This is a genomic window from Sphingomonas sp. Leaf28, from assembly GCF_001421685.1.
GTDB lineage: Bacteria > Pseudomonadota > Alphaproteobacteria > Sphingomonadales > Sphingomonadaceae > Sphingomonas > Sphingomonas aurantiaca.
The window spans coordinates 285781-305712 of record NZ_LMKX01000011.1; the positions used below are offsets into that span (position 1 = coordinate 285781).

Annotated in this window: 14 protein-coding genes; 7 read left to right on the plus strand and 7 right to left on the minus strand. The window is 67.4% G+C overall.

Going from position 1 to position 19932, the window contains the following annotated elements:
- Positions 1-32 precede the first annotated feature (32 nt).
- From ASE79_RS18900 to ASE79_RS18910, 3 genes are read right to left on the minus strand one after another with little or no spacing between them, the layout of a single operon-like run.
- Positions 33-2141: a S9 family peptidase gene (locus ASE79_RS18900; protein ID WP_200910415.1), complete on the minus strand. Its 2109-nt coding sequence runs from the start codon at positions 2139-2141 to the stop codon at positions 33-35.
- Positions 2138-4207 (minus strand): alpha/beta hydrolase family protein, encoded by a 2070-nt coding sequence (locus tag ASE79_RS18905; protein WP_056420372.1) that lies wholly within the window; start codon positions 4205-4207, stop codon positions 2138-2140. The genes ASE79_RS18900 and ASE79_RS18905 overlap by 4 nt, the downstream gene beginning before the upstream one ends.
- A gap of 42 nt (positions 4208-4249) precedes the next feature.
- Complete coding sequence (locus tag ASE79_RS18910) at positions 4250-5620, minus strand: cytochrome P450 (RefSeq protein WP_056420374.1); 1371 nt, start codon at positions 5618-5620, stop codon at positions 4250-4252.
- A gap of 105 nt (positions 5621-5725) precedes the next feature.
- On the opposite strand from ASE79_RS18910, the gene ASE79_RS18915 reads away from it, so the two are divergent.
- Entirely contained in the window at positions 5726-6505 is a 780-nt protein-coding gene (locus ASE79_RS18915) for an SDR family NAD(P)-dependent oxidoreductase (RefSeq protein ID WP_056420377.1), read from the plus strand.
- Between the two features lie 290 nt (positions 6506-6795).
- Here the strand turns inward: ASE79_RS18915 and ASE79_RS18920 are convergent, their stop codons facing one another.
- Complete coding sequence (locus ASE79_RS18920; protein WP_056420380.1) at positions 6796-8415, minus strand: choline dehydrogenase; 1620 nt, start codon at positions 8413-8415, stop codon at positions 6796-6798.
- A gap of 58 nt (positions 8416-8473) precedes the next feature.
- Positions 8474-9028 carry a TetR/AcrR family transcriptional regulator gene (locus ASE79_RS18925; protein WP_056420383.1) on the minus strand — a complete coding sequence of 185 codons (555 nt, stop codon included), beginning with the start codon at positions 9026-9028 and terminating at the stop codon, positions 8474-8476.
- A gap of 119 nt (positions 9029-9147) precedes the next feature.
- On the opposite strand from ASE79_RS18925, the gene ASE79_RS18930 reads away from it, so the two are divergent.
- The 6 genes from ASE79_RS18930 to ASE79_RS18955 all read left to right on the plus strand — a co-directional run bounded on the left by ASE79_RS18930 (position 9148) and on the right by ASE79_RS18955 (position 16361).
- Complete coding sequence (locus ASE79_RS18930; protein ID WP_056420387.1) at positions 9148-10401, plus strand: acetyl-CoA C-acetyltransferase; 1254 nt, start codon at positions 9148-9150, stop codon at positions 10399-10401.
- A complete protein-coding gene (locus tag ASE79_RS18935; RefSeq protein ID WP_056420390.1) occupies positions 10401-11939 on the plus strand; it encodes an acyl-CoA synthetase in 1539 nt (512 codons plus the stop codon). Before ASE79_RS18930 ends, ASE79_RS18935 begins: the two co-directional genes overlap by 1 nt.
- On the plus strand, positions 11936-13033 hold the full coding sequence (locus ASE79_RS18940) for an acyl-CoA dehydrogenase family protein (RefSeq protein WP_056420393.1): 1098 nt from the start codon (positions 11936-11938) through the stop codon (positions 13031-13033). The genes ASE79_RS18935 and ASE79_RS18940 overlap by 4 nt, the downstream gene beginning before the upstream one ends.
- A gap of 12 nt (positions 13034-13045) precedes the next feature.
- Positions 13046-14251 (plus strand): acyl-CoA dehydrogenase family protein, encoded by a 1206-nt coding sequence (locus tag ASE79_RS18945; protein WP_056420396.1) that lies wholly within the window; start codon positions 13046-13048, stop codon positions 14249-14251.
- Between the two features lie 88 nt (positions 14252-14339).
- Entirely contained in the window at positions 14340-14897 is a 558-nt protein-coding gene (locus ASE79_RS18950) for an NMCC_0638 family (lipo)protein (protein WP_056420399.1), read from the plus strand.
- 57 nt (positions 14898-14954) lie between these two features.
- Positions 14955-16361 carry a coniferyl aldehyde dehydrogenase gene (locus ASE79_RS18955; protein WP_056420402.1) on the plus strand — a complete coding sequence of 469 codons (1407 nt, stop codon included), beginning with the start codon at positions 14955-14957 and terminating at the stop codon, positions 16359-16361.
- Between the two features lie 3 nt (positions 16362-16364).
- On the opposite strand, the gene ASE79_RS18960 is transcribed toward ASE79_RS18955, so the two are convergent.
- Together ASE79_RS18960 and ASE79_RS18965 are read right to left on the minus strand one after the other, a co-directional pair.
- Positions 16365-18332, minus strand: a complete 1968-nt coding sequence (locus tag ASE79_RS18960; RefSeq protein WP_162237065.1) for an ATP-binding protein — start codon at positions 18330-18332, stop codon at positions 16365-16367.
- Positions 18333-18345: 13 nt separating this feature from the next.
- Positions 18346-19857: an ATPase domain-containing protein gene (locus ASE79_RS18965; protein WP_056420407.1), complete on the minus strand. Its 1512-nt coding sequence runs from the start codon at positions 19855-19857 to the stop codon at positions 18346-18348.
- Between the last annotated feature and the right edge of the window lie 75 nt (positions 19858-19932).

Here is a 19932-nt window from a genome sequence, read left to right on the forward strand (position 1 = left end):
CTCGTTTCAATCTTCGCCCACCGCGCGGTGCGTTACTGCGCCAGTCCTAGCTGTTGCAGCATGAACGCCTGCCACTCTGCATTCTGGCGGTAACGCTCGAACCGGCCCGACTTGCCGCCATGCCCCGCCTCCATGTTGACGCGGAACAGCAGCGGGTTGGTATCGGTCTTCCTCTCGCGGAGCTTAGCCACCCACTTGGTCGGCTCGTAATATTGCACCTGGCTGTCCCATAGCCCGGTGCCGACATAGAGCGCCGGATACGTCTTCGCCGCGACGTTGTCGTAGGGCGAATAGCTCAGCATATAGTCGTAGGACGCCTTCTGCGCGGGGTTGCCCCATTCGTCGTACTCGAACGTCGTCAGCGGGATCGACGCGTCGAGCATCGTCGTGACGACATCGACGAACGGTACCTGTGCGATGATGAGCTTGTAGTCCGCCGGCGCCATGTTCGCGACGCCACCCATCAACAGCCCGCCCGCGCTGCCGCCCATCGCGGCCACACGGTCCTTGGCGGCGTATTTCTGCGCGACAAGATAGCGCGTCACGTCGATGAAGTCGGTGAAGCTGTTCTTTTTGTTGAGCAGATGGCCGTCGTCATACCAGCCGCGACCCATCTCCTGCCCGCCGCGGATATGCGCGATCGCGTAGACGACGCCGCGGTCGAGCAGGCCGATGCGGCCCGGATCGACCGCCGGATCGCTCGAAATGCCGTAGCTGCCATAGGCATATTGGAAGAGCGGTGCGGTGCCGTCGCGCTTCACACCCTTGGCATAGACCAGCGAAACCGGGATCCGCGTACCATCGCGCGCCGGCGCCCAGACGCGTTCGGTGACGTATTTGGCGGGATCATAGCCCGGCACCGGTGCGACCTTCAGCACGCGCCGCTCGCCGGTCTGCGCGTTGACTTCGTAGGTCGTCGTCGGGGTCACGAGCGAGCCATAGGTGTAGCGCACCCACGGCGTCGCGGTTTCCTCGTTGACGTCGAGCGACATGCGATAGGCGGGTTCGTCGGCGGTGACGGGGGTGGACTTGCCCGCGTCGCTCAGCACGCGGATCATCCGGTTGCCGCCTTCGCGCTGGTCGATCGCGACGAAGCCGTCGAACGGCTTGAAGCCTTCGATGAAGACGGTGTCGCTGGCGGGCGTCAGGTCGCGCCATGCCGCCGTTCCCTTGGCTAGGTCCGCGTCGGCGACGGTGACGAGCTTGTAGTTTTTCGCGGCGCGGTTGGTGCGGATGATCCAGCGGTTGCCGATATGATCCGCGCCGTAGCGGAACTCGCGCGCGCGCGGTGCGACGATCGTGAAGCGGGTCGGCGCGGCGGCGGGGGCGCAGCGTTGCTCGTCGCTGACCGTGCTTTCGACGCCGATGCAGACGAAGCGATCGTCGGACGTTCGCGAGATACCCATCTGGTAGGTATCGTCCTTTTCCTCGTACAACACCTGGTCGGCGGCGACCGGCGTGCCGAGGACATGCGCCTTCACGCGGTAGCCGCGCAGCGTCACCGGATCCTTCTCGACGTACAGGATGGTCTTGTTGTCATCGGCCCAGACGACGTTGGGCTCGATGTTCGAGACGGTGTCGGCGAGGAGCGCACCGGTCGCGAGATCCTTGACCTTCAGCACATATTGGCGGCGCCCCACCGTGTCTTCGGCCCAGGCGACGCGGGCGTTGTCGGGGCTGACCGCCCAGTCACTCAGCGCGAAGAAGCTGTGGCCCTTGGCCATCGCCGGCTCGTCGAACAGCGTTTCGGGCGGCGCGATGCGGCTGCCCTTGCGGCGTTCGAGGATCGGGTAATCCGCGCCCGTCTGGAACCGGGAGCCGTAATAATAGCCGTGCTTGGCATAGGGGACCGAGCTGTCGTCCTGCTTGATATGCGCGACGGTGTCTTCGTAGAGCTTGGCCTGAAGCGGCTTCAGCGACGCGAGCTGCGCATCGGCATAGGCGTTCTCCGCGGCGAGATAGGCGAGCATCTCGGGGTTCTTGCGCGTGTCGTCGCGCAGCCAGTAATAATCGTCCTCGCGCGCGCCGTTGGGCGACGTCACCTGGAACGGCTTCTTGGCGACGCGCGGCGGCTGCACCTGCGCGACAGCGGCGGTGGAAACCAACGCCACGCCGGCCAGCATCATGTAGCGTGTCGTCATTGTGCTGCCCCCTGTGCCGGCGCCGCTGCGGGCTTCCGGTATCGATCGAACCAGGCGATGATCGCCGACGCCTTGGCCGCGGATTGCGAGGGACGTGCCGCGAGGCCACCATGGCTCGCGCCCGGCACCTTCACCAGCGCGGTCGGCACGCCGCGGATCTGCAGCGCGGCGTAATATTGCTCGGATTCGCTGACGGGCGTCCGGTAATCGTCGCCGCCGACCACCACCAGGGTGGGCGTCTTGACGTTGCCGACGATGCTGAGCGGCGAGCGGTTCCAATAGCTCATCGGATCCTCCCATGGCAGCTTGGTGAACCAGTAGCGCGAGGTGAACAGCGTGTTATCCATCGTCAGCGCCTCGCTGATCCAGTTGATCACCGGCTTCTGCGTGGCCGCGGCCTTGAACCGATCGGTCTTGCCGACGATCCACGCGGTCAGCAGCCCGCCGCCCGAGCCGCCGGTGACGAACAGATTGTCCGGATCGGCGGTGCCGTCGGCGATCGCCGCGTCGACCGAGGCGATCAGGTCGTCATAATCGGCGGCGGGATAGGTCTTGTCGATCAGGTTGGCGAAGTCGGCGCCGTAGGAGGTCGAGCCGCGCGGGTTGGTCCACAGCACCGCATAGCCCGCGGCCGCGTAGAGCTGCATGTCGGTCGCGAAGCCGGGGCCATAGGCGGCGTTCGGCCCGCCATGGATCTCCAGGATCAACGGCACGCGCTGGCCAGCGATCCGGCCCGGCGGGGTGGCGAGCCAGGCGTCGATCGGCCGGCCATCGGGCGCGGTCACCGCGATCTTCCGCACCGGCGCCAGCGCCTTCGATCCGGTCAGCACCGCGTTGAGCGTCGTCAGGCGGCGCGGCTTGCCACCCGCCAGCACCCAGACGTCGGCGGGCGCGCTCGCGTCGCCACCGGTATAGGCGATCGTGCCACCCTTCGAGACGGAGAAGTCGCCGCCGGTATAGGGCCGGTCGAGCCCGCCGCCGCCAACATTGTCGATCAGCGGCGTGACGCGGCCGTCGACGCCGACCCGCGCGACGCGGCGCTGGCCGTGATCGTCGTAGCTCGCATACAGGCTGCGGCCATCGGCGGCCCACACCGCGTCCTCAATCCCGCGGTCGAGCGTGGCGGTCAGCGAGCGCGGCGCGGCTGCATCGCGGTCGCCGACATAGAGCTGCGTGTTCTCGTAGCTGCGGCGCTTGTCGTCGAACCCGAGCCACGCGATCTTCGCGCCGTCGGGCGACACGCGCGGCTTTGCGTCGGGGCCGTCGCGCGTGGTCAGCGTCCGCATCGTGCCGCTTGCCGCATCGACCGCGATCACGTCGGAATTCATCACCTGGCGATCCGCCGCCGGGCCGCGGATGGCGGCGAAGACGATGCTGCGGCCATCGGGCGTCCAGGACAGCGGACCGCCATCGTCGAACTTGCCATAGGTGAGCTGTCGCGCCGCGCCCCCGTCCGCGCCGACCACGAACAGATGGTCGTAGCCGGGCTTCACATAGCCGGGTCCGTCGTTGCGATAGTTGACGCGGTCGATGATCGTCAGCGGCTCGGCCCATTTCGCGCCCTCGGGCTTTGCCGGGGCGGCGCCGAGCTTGGTGCCCTCGCCCGCCACCGTCGCGATATAGGCGAGCCGGGTGCCGTCGGGCGACCAGGCGAGCGCCTGCGGATCGCCCGGGAAGCTCGTGATCCGCGCGCCCTGCGCCGCGCCGATCCCGCGCACGAACAGCTGCGATCCCTCGCCATCGCGCGCGGCATAGGCGATGCGCGATCCGTCGGGCGACCAGCGCGGGCTGCTGCCGTCGGTGGCGAACGGCGTCTGCCGGCCGCTAGCGATGTCGATCAGCCAGAGCGAGGACTGCATCTTGTCGGTCATCACGTCGCCGGTGCGGCGGACATAGACGATCGTCTTGCCGTCGGGGCTGATCTGCGGGTCCGCCGCAATCGTCAGGCCGAACAGGTCGCTGCCTGTGAAGCTGCGCGTGGGGCCTTCGGATAGCGGTGCGGTCGGCTGGTGTTGCGCGAATGCCGGCGTCGTCGCGAGCAGGAGAAAGGCAAGGGTCAAGCGCAACGGGCGGCTCCTTCGAATGAACCGCGCGAAGATGACATAATATTACGTGGTGGCAAGCGGCACGAACGTCACCGGCAAGCCGTCCTTCGGGCGCGGAATCGGGAAGACCTGCCACGCATCGCCGCTGCCCGCCGCCGCCTCGATCCGGTAGCGCGTCAGCAGATGCGCGATCAGCAGCCGCATCTGCATCGTCGCGAAATGGAGCCCGATGCACATATGCGCGCCGCCGCCGAACGGCACCCAGGCGAACCGGTGCCGCCCCTTCGACGCCTCGGGCGTGAAGCGCAGCGGATCGAACCGATCGGGATCGGGCCAGTATTCCGCCATGTGGTGCGTATAGGTGATGCCGACGCCGACGCTGGTCCCCGCCGGGATGTCGAACCCGCCGAAGCGGAACGGCTTGAGCGCGCGGCGCGGGATCGACGGGACCGGCGGCATCATCCGCAGCGATTCCTTGAACGCATATTCGGTGAGGACGAGGCGATCGAGCTGCTCGGTCAACGGCAGCGCGGTATCCAGCGTCGCGACCTCCGCGCGCAACCGCTCCTGCCAGTCCGGGTTGCGCGCGAGCAGCATCACGAGGCTGGTGGCGGACGAGGTGATCGTGTCGTGCGCGGCCATCATCAGGAAGTTCATATGGTCGGCGATCGCCAGCGCGGTCAGCGGCGCGCCGTCGTCGTCGGTCGCACGACAGAATTGCGAGAAGAAATCCTGCCCGTCGCCGCTGCGTCGCGCGGGGATCTCGCGCTCGAAAAAGTCGACGAGATAGGCGCGCGCCTTCACGCCCTTGCGCATCTGCGTGCCCGGCCAGGGTTTGCGGATCGGCGAGACGCTCGCCTGCACCTCGTCGACGAACGCCTGATTGATCCGGTTCGCCTCCGCCCCCAGCGGAACGCCGAGGAAACTGGTCGCGGCGAGATCGAGCGTGAGTGTCTTAACGACGTCGTAGAAGCGCACCGACCGCCCGCCCCATCCGTCCACCGCTGCAGCGATCCCGGCATCGAGTTCGGTCGCGTAGTGTCGCATCGGCTCGGGCTTGAACGCCACCGACAGCGTTTTCCGGTCGGCGCGGTGCTGCTCGAAATCCATCAGCATCAGCCCGCGCGGGAACAGCAGGTTGAGGATCGGCCCCCAGCCCTGCTCGGACGAGAAAGTCTTGTCGCGATCGAACAGGATCAGCTCGTTCGCGTCGGGCCCGAGCAGCATGACGCTGGTGCCGCCGAGCGCCGTGTTACGATAGACCGGCCCGTACCGCGCGACCATGTGCTGCGCGAAGCCGGTGGGGTCGGCGAGCAGGCGGAACGTGTTGCCGACGATCGGCCAGCCGTCGTTGCCGGGAATGTGATCGAGCGCGCTCTTGGGCTGGCGTGGCAGCCAGTGCGGGCTGGCATTGTCCAGGACGGCTTCAGTCATCGTCGGATCCCTGTTCGACATGGCGGCTTGGCAAGTCTCGAATACGGGCATAACTATTGTTCTGCAACCGGGGCGCGGATCTCGGGGCTTTGACAGGAGAGATGCATGGACCTCGCAAAATGTGCTGCCGTCGTGACCGGCGGCGCGTCGGGCCTCGGCGCCGCCACCGCGCGCGCGCTGGCCGCCAAGGGGGTGAAGGTCGCGATCTTCGATCTTCAGGCGGACAAGGGCGAGGCGCTGGCCGACGAGATTGGCGGCGTGTTCTGCAAGGTCGACGTGACGTCGGACGACAGCGTCGATGCCGGATTCGCCGCGGCGCGCGCGGCGCACGGGCAGGAGCGGATCCTGGTCAATTGCGCCGGTACCGGGAACGCGGCGAAGACCGCGGGGCGATCGAAGCAGGACGGATCGATCAAGCATTTCCCGCTCGATGCGTTCGACCGGATCATCCAGATCAACCTGGTCGGCACGTTCCGCTGCATCGCCAAGTCGGCGGCGGGGATGCTGACGCTGGAGCCCGGCGCGGACGGCGAGCGTGGGGCGATCGTCAATACCGCGAGTGCGGCGGCGGAGGATGGCCAGATGGGGCAAGCCGCCTATTCCGCGTCGAAGGCGGGCGTGGTCGGCATGACGCTGCCGATCGCGCGCGACCTGATGAGCGAGGGGATCCGCGTGAACACGATCCTGCCGGGGATCTTCGACACGCCGCTGCTGGCGGCGGCGCCGCAGCCGGTGCGCGATGCGCTGGCAGCGTCGGTGCCGTTTCCCAAGCGGTTGGGGCGGCCGGAGGAGTTCGCGGCGCTGGCGCTGACGATGATCGAATGTGGGTATTTCAACGGCGAGGACGTGCGGCTGGATGGTGCGATCCGGATGGCGCCGCGGTAACGGCGGGCCGAGCCGCCCAATCCGCCCCACCGTCATCCTGACGAAAGTCAGGATCCAGAGCCGCTATCGCCGTCGCTTGTGATCCTAGATCCTGACTTTCGTCAGGATGACGGGAGCAGGGGGATGGCGGAGGTCCCCATCGCGCGACGCCCCCACCACCCCGGCGGAGGCCGGGGCCCAGTTGGAAAGGTCGGCGTAACGAAGCGCGGTCCTTCGTTAGCACCGTTCCCCAACTGGGCCCCGGCCTCCGCCGGGGCGGTAGCCTTGTAGTTCAAGCGGTCGCGCGCTCCTCAGGCAGCCCGCGCCAGGTGCCGGCCCCGGATCATGTCCGCCGCTTTCTCCGCGATCATGATCGTCGGCGCGTTGGTGTTCGATCCGATCAGAGTCGGCATCACCGACGCATCGATTACGCGCAGCCCCTGCAGCCCGCGCACCGCCAGCGTCGCGTCGACCACTGCCAGCGCGTCGTCCGCGGTGCCCATCTTGCACGTCCCCACCGGGTGGTAGATCGTCTCCGCGGTCCGCCGCACCCAGGCGTCGATCTCGTCGTCGGTCCGCACGGCCTCGCCCGGCGACAATTCTCCCGCGCGATACGGATCGAGCGCCGCCTGCCGCGCGACCTCGCGGCCGATGCCGACACACGCGCGCATCACCCGGCGGTCCTCCGCGGTCGCCAGATAGTTGGCGGCGATCACCGGATCGGCGAACGGATCCGCTGAGGCGACCCCGATCCGCCCCCGGCTCTCGGGGCGCAACTGGCACAGATGCAGCGTGAAGCCGTCCGCGGTCGCCTTGACCTTGCCGTGATCCTGCATGATCGCGAGCACCGCGTGGATCTGCACGTCGGGCCGCGACAACCCCTCGCGCGACGACACGAACGCGCCCGCCTCGAGGAACTGCTGCCGCCCCGCGCCCTTGCCGCGCAGCAGGTAATTGAGCCCTACGCCGAGCATCCCGATACCCTTGGTCATCGCATAGCCGGTCCGCAGACCGCGTGATGTCCAGTTCATCACGACGTCGAGATGATCCTGCAGATTCTCGCCCACGCCGGGCAGCGCATGGACCACGCCGATCCCCGCCGCGGTCAGCCGGTCGGGATCGCCGATCCCCGACAGCTGGAGGATCTGCGGCGACTGCACCGCGCCGGCGCACAACAACACCTCGCGCGTCGCCGTAACGCTCTCCGCCCGTGCGCCCTTGTCGAGCACATAGTCGACACCGACCGCGCGTCCCTTGTCGATCTGGATCCGCGTCGTCCGTGCACCGGTCACGCAGGTCAGGTTGCGCCGGGCCAGCACCGGCCGCAGATACGCCGCCGCCGTGCTCCACCGCTTCCCGTCCGCAACGGTCAGGTCGTAGCGCCCGAACCCCTCCTGGCTCGTGCCGTTGAAGTCCTCGGTGACGGGATAACCTGCCTGCCGCCCTGCCTCGACCAGCGCGTCGTAGAACGGGCTGTCGGACTCGCCGCCGGAGATCGTCAGCGGCCCGCCGCCGCCATGCAGGTCGCAGTCCCCGCGATGATGCCCTTCGAGTCGCTTGAAATAGGGCAGCACGTCGTCGAACGACCAGCCCGGCAGCCCCATCTGCCGCCACTCGTCATAATCCTGCGGATGGCCCCGCGTGTAGATCATGCCGTTGATCGACGAGCTGCCGCCCAGCCCCTTGCCGCGCGGCCACCAGAGCCGACGGTTGTCGAGATGCGGCTCGGGCTCGGTCGAAAAGCCCCAGTTGCTCGCATTCTTGCTCTTGATGAGTTCGCCGACCCCCGCGGGCATCCGCACCAGCACACCGTCGTTGCGCCCGCCCGCCTCGAGCAGCAGCACCGTCACATCGGGGTCCTCGGTGAGCCGGGCGGCGAGCACGCAGCCGGCCGAGCCGGCGCCGATGATCACATAGTCATACGTCTGCATGCCCACATCCTCCTGTTCGCGCTCCGCTTTTTCCACGGAGTCGCGGTCTGGTATCAGGCTAGCGCTCGCACAGCAGCGTTAGCAACCCGCGGCGCAGCACGTTGCGGTCGATCGCCTCGTCCGGATGCACTTCGCTGAGACCGATCGCGAGCAAAGCATAGGCACGGATTCCGGCTTCGACCGGGTCGAACCCGTGCGCGGTCAACTGCTCGACGAGAAACGCCATCACCTTGTCGTCATGCGCGCGGATCGCCGCCGCGGCACGCGCGTCGCTCCGCGCCCAGGCGCGCATCGCCAAGGCAAGCTGCGCCATGTCGTGGTCGCGGACATGATCGGCGAACGCGCGGATCCGCTCGACCGGCGGCAAGTCCGACTCGGTCAGCGTAGCGACCAGCGGATCGATATGCGCCTCGACGAAATACCCCGCGAGCGCCGCGTGATAGCCGTCGAAATCCTTGAAATGATGATAGAAGCTTCCGGTCGACGCCCCCAGCGCCAGCGCCAGGCTGCGCAGTTTCAGCGCGCGTAACCCGCCCGTCTTAAGCGACGACAGCCCGATCTCCAACCAATCGCGCGGCGCCAGATCGCCCCGCGGCACTGTCACTGATTCCATCAATACCATGCTTGACAAGCCAACCCCCATAACGAATGTTACGTCGCAACGAAGCCGGATGCAATCCGGCATCAGGCACTACGATCGGAGCAGACCGGCGGGTGCAACAGGAGAGCGATGTGGCCGAGGCATTCATCATCGACGCCGTCCGTACCCCGCGCGGGATCGGCAAGACCGGCAAGGGCGCGCTGGCGCATATGCACCCGCAACACCTCGCGGCGACCGTGCTCAAGGCGATCGCCGAGCGCAACCACCTCGATACCGGCGATATCGACGACATCATCTGGTCGACCTCGACTCAGCGCGGCGAACAGAGCGGCGATCTCGGCCGGATGGCGGCGCTCGACGCGGGGTACGACGTCAAGGCGAGCGGGACGACGCTCGACCGGTTCTGCGGCGGCGGGATCACCGCGGTGAACTTCGCCGCGGCGCAGATCATGAGCGGGATGGAGGACCTCGTCATCGCCGGCGGCACCGAGATGATGTCGCTGACCACGACGATGATGCAGGACGACATGGCGGCGGGCAAACGGCCGCTGGGGATCGGCTCGGGCAACGCCAGGCTCGACGCGGCGCACCCGCAATCGAACCAGGGCATCTGCGCGGACGCGATCGCCAGCATCGAGGGGATCGACCGCGCAACGCTCGAAGCGCTCGGGCTGGAAAGCCAGCGCCGCGCCGCGGTGGCGATCGCCGAAGGACGATTCGATCGCAGCCTCGTCCCCGTTACCGACGCCTCCGGCGCGTTAGTCCTCGAAAAGGACGAATATCCGCGCCCCGATACGACCGCCGAGGGTCTTGCCGCGCTGCGTCCTTCGTTCGCCGGGATTGCCGACGTGCCGCTCGACGACAAGGGCACGACCTTCCGCAAGCAGATCAACCGCCGCTATCCCGACCTGGAGATCGCGCACGTCCATCACGCCGGCAATTCGTCGGGCGTGGTCGACGGCGCCGCCGCGATCCTGCTCGCCAGCGCCGATTATGCCGCCAAGCATGGCCTGAAACCCCGCGCGCGGATCGTCGCGATGGCGAACATGGGCGACGATCCGACGCTGATGCTTAACGCCCCCGTCCCCGCTGCGCGCAAAGTGCTCGCGAAGGCCGGGCTCACGGTCGACGATATCGACCTGTGGGAGATCAACGAAGCGTTCGCGGTGGTCGCCGAGAAGTTCATCCGTGACCTGAAGCTCGATCGCGACAAGGTGAACGTCAATGGCGGTTCGATCGCGCTCGGCCATCCGATCGGCGCGACCGGCGCGATCCTGATCGGCACGATATTGGACGAACTCGAACGCCGCGACCTGAAGCGCGGGCTCGTGACGATGTGCGCGGGCGGCGGGATGGCACCGGCGATCATCATCGAGCGCGTCTGATGCACCCCGTCGCGCACGCGCTGACCACGCCCGACAAACCCGCCTATATCATGGCGGCGACGGGCGAGACGGTGACGTATCGCGACCTCGACGCGCGTGCGAACCAGGGCGCGCATCTGCTCCGGTCGCTCGGGCTGAAACGCGGCGACGGCATCGCGGTGCTGATGGACAATTCGCCGCGCTATCTCGAGGTGATGTGGGCGGCCGAACGCACCGGCGTCTATTGCACGTGCCTGTCGTCGAAGCTGACCGCGGGCGAGGCGGCGTACATCATCGACGACGGCGATTGCCGCGTGCTGATCGCGAGCCAGGGATGCGCTGGCGTCGCCGCAGGTCTCGTGCCGCTGCTGCCCGACGTTTGGCGCTACATGGTCGACGGGGCGATCGACGGCTATGACGCGTACGAGGGCGCGCGCGACGCGATGCCCGCAACGCCGATCGCCGATCCGTCCCCGGGCGGCATCCTGCTCTATTCGTCGGGCACCACCGGCAAGCCGAAGGGCGTCAAGCACGCGCTGTCGGACGAACCGTTCGGCACAAACGTCTCGCCGCTCGTGATGCTCGGCAAGGGACTGTACGGCTTCACGCCCGAGATGGTCTATCTCTCGCCCGCACCGCTCTATCACGCCGCGCCGCTGCGCTGGTCGATGGCGGTGCAGCAGGTCGGCGGCACCGTCGTCGTGATGGAGCATTTCGACCCGGAAGCCGCGCTCGCCGCGATCGAACGCTACCGCGTCAGCCACGCGCAATGGGTGCCGACGCACTTCATCAGGCTGCTGAAACGTTCGCCCGACATCCGCGCGCGGTACGACGTGTCGTCGCTGAAGGCCGTCTGGCATGCTGCCGCGCCCTGCCCTGTCCCGGTCAAGCAGGCGATGATCGACTGGTGGGGCCCGATCATCGGCGAATATTATGCCGGCACCGAGGGCAACGGCTTCTGCGCGATCTCGAGCGCGGAATGGCTGGCGCACAAGGGCTCGGTCGGCCGCAACCTGACCGCGCAGACGATGATCTGCGACGACGCCGGCAATCCCCTCCCGCCGCGCACCGAAGGCGACGTCTATTTCGCGGGCGGGGGCGCGTTCGAATACCACAAGGATCCCGAACGGACCGCAGAGGCCGCCAACGCGCAGGGCTGGACGACGCTCGGCGATGTCGGCTGGCTCGACGAGGAGGGCTATCTCTATCTCACCGACCGCAAGAGCTTCATGATCATCTCGGGCGGCGTGAACATCTATCCCGCCGAGATCGAGAATCTGCTCGTCACGCACCCCAAGGTCGCGGACGTCGCGGTGATCGGCGCGCCCGACGACGAGATGGGCGAGCAAGTGGTGGCGATCGTCTGCCCCGCCGATCCGTCCGAGGACCGCGAGCAGCTCGCCGCCGAACTCAGCGCGTTCGCGCGCGCGAACCTCAGCCACGTCAAGGCACCGCGCCGCATCGACTTTCGCGAGGCGTTGCCGCGGCACGAGACGGGCAAGCTCTACAAGCGCCTGCTCCGCGACGAATATTGGGCGCATGCGAAGGACCCTGCATGAACTTCGATTATTCCGACGACCAGAAATTCCTGAAGGACGAGGCGCGCAAGTTCCTCGCCGCGCAGTGCGACAGCGACCGCGTCCGCGCGGTGCTCGACGATCCCGGCACCGCCTATGACGCGGCATTGTGGAAGGCGGTCGGCGCGCAAGGCTGGCTCGGCGCTGCGATCCCCGAGGAATTTGGCGGGCTCGGGCTCGGCCATATCGAACTCTGCGCGATCGCCGAGGAACTGGGCCGGGCCTGCGCGCCGATCCCGTTCGCCTCGACCGTGTATTTTGTCGCCGAGGCGCTGATGCTCTACGGCAGCGACGCGCAGAAGGTGAAGTGGCTGCCCCGGATCGCCGCGGGCGACGTCATCGGCGCGTTCGCGACGTCGGAAGGCGCGGGCCCCGTCACCGCGCGATCGATCCGTACCACCGTCTCTGGCGGCACGCTCACGGGCGAGAAGATCCCCGTCACCGACGGCGACGTGGCCGACCTGATCGTCGTCCTCGCACGCGATGGACTCTACCTCGTCGAGAAAGGCGCAGGCGTCGCCGCTGAAGTGCTCGAAACGCTCGACCCGACTCGCAGCGCCGCACGCCTCACCTTCACCGACGCCCCCTGCGAACGGCTGGGCACCGACGACGGCATCATCGCGATGCAGGCGGTGTTCGACCGCGCGGCGGTGCTGCTCGCGTTCGAACAGCTCGGCGGCGCGGATCGCTGTCTCGAGATGGCGAAGGGCTATGCGCTCGATCGCTACGCGTTCGGGCGACAGATCGGCGGATATCAGGCGATCAAGCACAAGCTCGCCGACATGTATGTGAAGACCGAACTCGCGCGTTCCAACGCCTATTACGGCGCGTGGGCGCTAAACGCGGACGCCGCCGAACTGCCGCTCGCCGCCGCCACCGCGCGCGTCGCCGCGTCCGACGCCTATTGGTTCGCGTCGAAGGAGAATATCCAGACGCATGGTGGAATGGGCTTTACCTGGGAGTCCGACTGCCACCTCTATTACCGCCGCTCGCGCCAGCTCGCGCTCGTCGCCGGCGCCCCCGCGGCGTGGCGCGAACGCCTGGTCGGTCAACTCGAAATGCGCAACGCGGCCTGATCGGAGCAGCATATGGACTTCAAGGACAGCGACGACGAAGCGACCTACCGCGCCGAAGCCCGCGCGTGGCTCGACACGAACATCGCCGAGCACGAGGCGGGCCACTATCCCGACGACATGACCAAGGCGAAGGCCTGGCAGGCGCGGAAAGCGGCGGGCGGCTATGCGTGCATCACCTGGCCGCGCGAATGGGGCGGCGGTGGCGGCACGCCGATCGAGAGCGTCATCTTCGGGCAGGAGGAGGCGCACCACGCGGTCGACGGCAGCTATTTCACGATCGGGCTCGGCATGTGCGTGCCGACCGTGATGGCCTATGCCGACGATGCGACCAAGACGCGGTTCGTCGGCCCCGCGGTCCGCGGCGACGAGATCTGGTCGCAACTCTTCTCCGAGCCCGCCGGCGGCTCCGACGTCGCCGCGATCCGCACGCGCGCAGTCCGGGACGGCGACGACTGGGTGGTCAACGGCCAGAAGGTCTGGACCTCGGGCGCGCATTACAGCGATTACGGGATCGTCCTGGTCCGCACCAACCCCGACGTGCCCAAGCATCAGGGCCTGACGATGTTCTGGCTCGACCTGAAGGCACCGGGAATCGAGATTCGCCCGATCCACCAGATGTCGGGTGGCTCGAACTTCAACGAGGTCTGGTTCACCGACGTCCGCATTCCCGACGCGCAGCGGCTGGGGCCGGTCGACGGCGGCTGGAAGGTCGCGCTGTTCACGCTGATGAACGAGCGTCTGGCGATCGGAACGGGCGGCGGCGTCGGCCCCGAGGACATCCTCGCCTTTGCCGCGCAGGCGAACGGCGCGGACGGGCCGCTGCTCAAGGACGCCGCGTTCCGCCAGCAGCTCGCCGACTGGTGGGTCCAATCCGAGGGCCTGCGCAACACGCGGATGCGGACGATAACCGCGCTGTCGAAGGGTGAGGTGCCCGGCCCCGAAAGCTCGATCGGCAAGATCGTCGCGGCCAACCAGCTGCAGGCGATCGGCAACACCGCGGTCGAGGCGGGCGATCAATACGGCATCATCGCCGACCCCGCGCTGACCCCGTTGAAGGGCGCGTTCCACGCCGCGACGATGTGGGCGCCCGGCCTGCGCATCGCCGGCGGTACCGACGAGATCCTCAAGAACATCATCGCCGAACGCGTCCTTGGCCTCCCCGGCGAAATGCGCGTCGACAAGGATCAGGCGTTTCGGGATCTGCCGGTGGGGGCGTGAAAATCTCGCTTCGGATATCCGGGTGTGTAGATTGGCGGCAATACCGCGCTGCTCCGGGAGGACGCTGCCGGGTTAAACGGGGAACGCGATGTCGATCTTGCTGACTCTGCTGATGACGACCGCCGCTACGCCGCCAGACGAGCGCGTCCTACGGTTGACCAAATTGTATCACGATATCTGCCTCAAGCGCTTTCCTGACGATAAGGCCGTCGAAGCGATGATGGTAGCGCGAGGAGCGCGGGAGCTGTCTCAGTCCGACGTCAAAGTGACGATGCGGGACGATCCGGCACGCGCGTGGGACCTTAACGATGGGGGTGCCACATTGTGGATCGAGTATCCCCCGTTCCATGCGTGCTCGGTGCGCTGGAGTGCGGCCGACGTCGGCAACATGGATGCTTACCGCGCTATCGCGAACACGTACGAAGCTGCCATTGGCGGGTTTTCGCCAATCGACCCGATGGAAGCCGATCAGAACGACATCCATATCCGCGCAGTCGGCGAGGCCCGCACTCTTCCGGATAAAACGCAGGAGTCGCTGTTTTTCTTCGAGCAGAGCGTAAGCGATCCGAAACGACGCGCTGCCGGCGAAACAGGCTTCACGCTCAGGTTCGTCCATCAGTATGCGCCGCCCGACCCCACGGATTGAAACTGATGCTGTTGAAGCTATCCGACCTATATATATTGGGATGCCCGAATGCCCCACATGCACACCATCCTCACCGCCCAGCGTGACGCGTTCATGGCGGACCTCCCCGTCACCAGCGCCATCCGCCTCGATCGGCTGAAGCGCGCGGCGGCGATGGTAAAGGACAATGCCGCGCGGTTCTGCGACGCGGTGTCGGAGGATTTCGGCCATCGCAGCCGCGAACAGACGATGATGACCGACATCGGCGCCTCGCTCGCGCCGATCGCGCATGCCGCCAAGCATCTCGACCGCTGGATGCAGCGCGATCGCCGCCCGGTGCAGTTCCCGCTCGGGCTGCTCGGCGCGAAGGCGTGGGTCGAATATCAGCCCAAGGGCGTGGTCGGCATCATCGCGCCGTGGAATTTCCCGGTGAACCTGCTGATGGCGCCGCTCGCGGGCGTGCTTGCCGCGGGCAATCGCGCGATGGCGAAGACGAGCGAATACACGCCCGCCACCGCCGCGCTGTTCGAGGAGATCGTCGGCCGCTATTTCTCGCCCGAGGAAGTCGCGATCGTCACCGGCGGTCCGGACGTCGGCAAGGCGTTTGCCGCGCTGCCGTTCGATCATCTCATCTTCACCGGCGCGACCGCGGTCGGCCGCCACATCCTCCACGCCGCCGCGGACAATCTGACGCCGGTGACGCTCGAGCTCGGCGGCAAGTCCCCCGTCATCCTCGGCGCATCGGCGGATATCGCGCGCGCGACCGAACGCGTGACGCTCGGCAAGATGATGAACGCCGGGCAGATCTGCCTTGCGCCCGACTACATGCTCGTCCCAGCGGCGGACGAGGCCAAGGTCGTCGACGGCATCAGGGCGGCGGCCAGCGCGATGTATCCGACGTTGCTCGCCAACGCCGACTACACATCGGTCGTCAACGATCGCCACCACCAGCGCCTCACCGACTGGATCGCCGACGCGCGCGCGAAGGGCGCGACGGTCGAGGTCGTGAACCCGGCGAACGAGGATTTCGGCAGCGCGAACTCGCGGAAGATGCCGCTGCATATCGTCCGCGACGCGACCGACGACATGATCGTCATGCAGGAGGAGATCTTCGGCCCCGTCCTGCCGATCCGCCGCTATGACGGGATCGACGACGCGATCGCGCAGGTGAACCGCCGCGACCGCCCGCTCGGCCTCTATTATTTCGGCACCGACGAGGGCGAACGCCGCCGCGTGCTCGACCGGACGATCTCGGGCGGGGTGACGCTCGACGACGTGATCTTCCACATCTCGATGGAGGATCTCCCGTTTGGCGGCAGCGGTCCGTCGGGGATGGGCGCCTATCACGGCATCGAGGGCTTCCGCACGTTCAGCCACGCACGCGCGGTCTTCAAGCAATCGAAGCTCGACATCGCCAAGCTCGCCGGGCTCAAGCCGCCCTATGGCGCGGCGGCGGCGAAGACGATCGCGCGGATGATGCGCTGAGGCCTAGTCGACCGCGCGCAGTTTTGGCCGCCCCGCAGGGGACTGGCGCAGCAGTTCGTCGACGCGCGCGGCGAGATCGACCTGGCGAAACGGCTTGGCGAGCCGAATGACGTCGTCGGGAACGTCCTCGCCCGCCGCGGCATAGCCGGTCACCAGCAACGCGGGCGTGCGGTTGCCCGATGCGCGCAGCTCGCCGATCAACTGGCCGCCGGTCATCCCCGGCATCAGATAGTCGGTCACCACGATGTCGGCATCGACGCCCGAGCGGATCGCCGACAGCGCCTGGCTCGCCGACGACATCTCTATCACGACATAGCCGATATCGCGCAGCATGTCGGCGGTCGCGGCGCGCACGACGTCCTCGTCATCGACCAGCAGCACCTTGGCGCCGTGTCGCGCGGGCACGGGTTCCGACGCGCTCTCGACCATGTCGACGGGCGTCTCGGAGGTCGCGGGCAGCCACAGTTCGACCGCAGTCCCCGCCCCCGGCTCGCTCGTCAGCCGCAGCGTCCCGCCCGATTGCGCGGCGAGGCCGTGAACCATCGACAGGCCGAGCCCGGTGCCCTTGCCTACGCCCTTGGTCGAGAAGAACGGCTCGGTCGCGCGCGCGAGCGTCGCGCGGTCCATCCCGATCCCGGTATCGGCCGCGGTCAGCCGGATATAGCTGCCCGCCGCCAGGCCGACCGTGTTGCGATCGTCGACCACGGACTCACCGACCGACAGCGTCAGGCGCCCGCCCCCCGGCATCGCGTCGCGCGCGTTGATCGCCAGGTTGAGCAACGCGAGTTCGAGCTGGTTCGGATCGACACGCGCCGAGGACAGATGCCGCGGCACCTCCAGCACGACGGTGATCGACGGGCCGAGCGAGCGGCGGATCAGGTCGACCAGCCCATCGATCAGCGCACCGATAACGACCGCGCGTGGCTGCAACGCCTGCCGTCGCGCAAAGGCAAGCAGGCGCTGGGTCAGCGTCGCCGCGCGCTCGGCGGCCTGGAGCGCGCCGCCGATCATCCGCTGCGTTCGCTCGTCGTCCTTGTGGCGCCGCCGCATCAGATCGAGGCTGCCGACGATCGGGGTCAGCAGATTGTTGAAATCATGCGCGACACCGCCGGTCAGCTGGCCGATCGCATCCATCTTCTGCGCCTGGGCGAGTTGAGCATCGGCCTCCTTGCGGTCGGTCACGTCGGAGATCACGCCCGACATCCGTACCGCCGTGCCGCTGTCGTCGTGGCGGACGCGCCCCTTGAGGACGACCCAGCGCCTGACGCCGTCCGCCGCGTCGATGCTGCATTCGAGATCAAGCGTCCCGACCCGCCACGCCTCGTCCACCGCGCGCTTCACCTCCGCACGTTGCCGCGGATCGACATGGTCCAGGAAGGTCTCAAGATTCCACCGTGCGGCGCCCTGCGGATAGCCGAAGATATCATCGTGCCGCTGGGTCCGGCGGGTTTCGCCGGTCTTCAGATCGAAATCCCAGCTGCCCATCCCGGCCGCGTCGAGTGCGATTTCGAGACTCTCGCGCGCCAGCCGGAGTTCCGCGGTGCGATCCTCGACCGCGCGTTCCAGCGTAACCGCGACGTCGCGCAATTCATATTGCCGGCCGCGCGCGGTCAGCGCGGAGCGGATCGCGCCGAGCATCGCCTCAGCATGAAGCGGCCGCTCGAGCAGCACGACGCTGCCCAGGTCGCGCAGCCTTTCGGTCGCGCGCAGTGTGCGCGGCGTGCGAGTACCGTTGGCGAGCACCACGAATGGGATATCCGCCCAGCCCGGCTGCGCTGCGACCCAGTCGGTCAGCGCGGAGGAATCCTCCGCCGTCAGTGCCTCCTCAGTGAGCATCACTGCGCCCGCCCCATCGTGCAACGCGAGGACCAGCGCGGCCTGGTCGGCGCAGATCGTCGCGACGATCGCATTGCGCGACAGCAGGTCCGCCGCGATCGCCGCGTCGCGGCCACGCGGGGCTAGGATAAGCACGCGGTCCTGCATGCTAGCGCTGTAGGTCCTCGGTCCTGATCCGGCTCGTCATCAACGTCGTTCCTTCACCGGAGAATGTCGGTACGCCAGCCAGGACGCCCTGGAATTGCCGCAGCGGTTCGCCGACATGCAATCCACTGCTACCGATCTGGAACTCCCGGATCGTCCTTTCGTGCCGCGCGGTGCGGGTCTTGATCACCGAAATCGCCTGGCGGACTTCGCCATGCGCCTCGAAATAGCGCAGCTGGACGATCGTGTCGGACAGATAGCTCAGGTCGACATCGGACCGGATATCGCCCGTGATCCCGTGCAGCCCGAGGATCAGCAGGCTGACGATCCCCTTCTGGCCGAGATAGGTGAGCATCTCGTGCATCTGCAGGACGAGGAACTGTTCGTTCGGCATCGCCTGCAGATACGCGTTGAGGCTGTCGATCACGACGACCTTGGCGCCGTGCACCTCGACCGCGGCGCGGACCGCGTTCGAAAACTCCCCTGGCGACATTTCGGCAGGATCGATGGCGCGCAATGCCAGCTGGCCGCTGTCGACGAACGGCGCCAGGTCCATGCCGAGCGCCGCGCTGCGCTTGAGCAACGTCGGCAGTCGTTCGTCGAACAGGAAGTAGGCGGCGCGATCGCCGCGCTTGAGCGCGGCGATCATGCTCTGCACCGAGGCGGTGGTCTTGCCGACGCCCGCGGGGCCGGTCAGCAGCGTGGCGGTGCCGGGGATCAGCCCGCCGCCCAGCAGCGCATCGAGTTCGCTCGACCCGGTCGACATCGCCTCGTCGGAATAGGGTGCGCTATGTTCCGACGCGACCAGCCGGGGATAGACTCGCAGCCCGCCCCGCTCGATCTCGAAATCATGATAGCCGCCGCGATAGCGGACACCGCGCATCTTGACGACGTGCAGCCGCCGCCGCTGCGCACCGAACCCGGACAGCGTCTGCTCGAGCGAGACGACGCCGTGCGCGATGCTGTGCAGCTGGAGGTCGCCGCCGCTGCCGCTCTTGTCGTCGAGGAACAGCACGGTGCAGTCGCGCGTCGAGAAGAAGTGCTTGAGCGCGAGGATCTGGCGGCGATAGCGGATCGGGCTCTGCGCGAGCAGACGCAGCTCGGACAGGCTGTCGATGACGATCCGCGAGGGCCGAATCTCGTCGACCTTCGCCATCATGTCGCGGATCGTCTCGCCGAGCTCGACCTCGCTTGGATGCAACAACGTCTGTTCGTGATCCTCGCTGAAGCCGTCCACGGGCACCATCTCGAACAGCACGAGCGGATCGAGCGACCAGCCATGCGTCCGGGCTACCGCGCGCAGCTCGACCTCGGTCTCGGCGAGCGTGATATACAGCCCGACCTCGCCGACTGCGACGCCGGTAAGAAGAAACCCTAGGCCAAGCGTGGTCTTGCCGGTGCCGGGCGTCCCCTCGACCAGATACATCCGGTCCGGGGTCAGCCCGCCATTGAGGATATCATCGAGCCCTTCGATTCCAGTCCGTGCCAGTGTCGGAAGATCGTCGTCGTGTGCCAACTGGCACTCCTTTCTCTCGACCGGCACGCCAATATCGGGCTTCCGGTCTCAGCAAACATAGGAGATTGCGCGCTA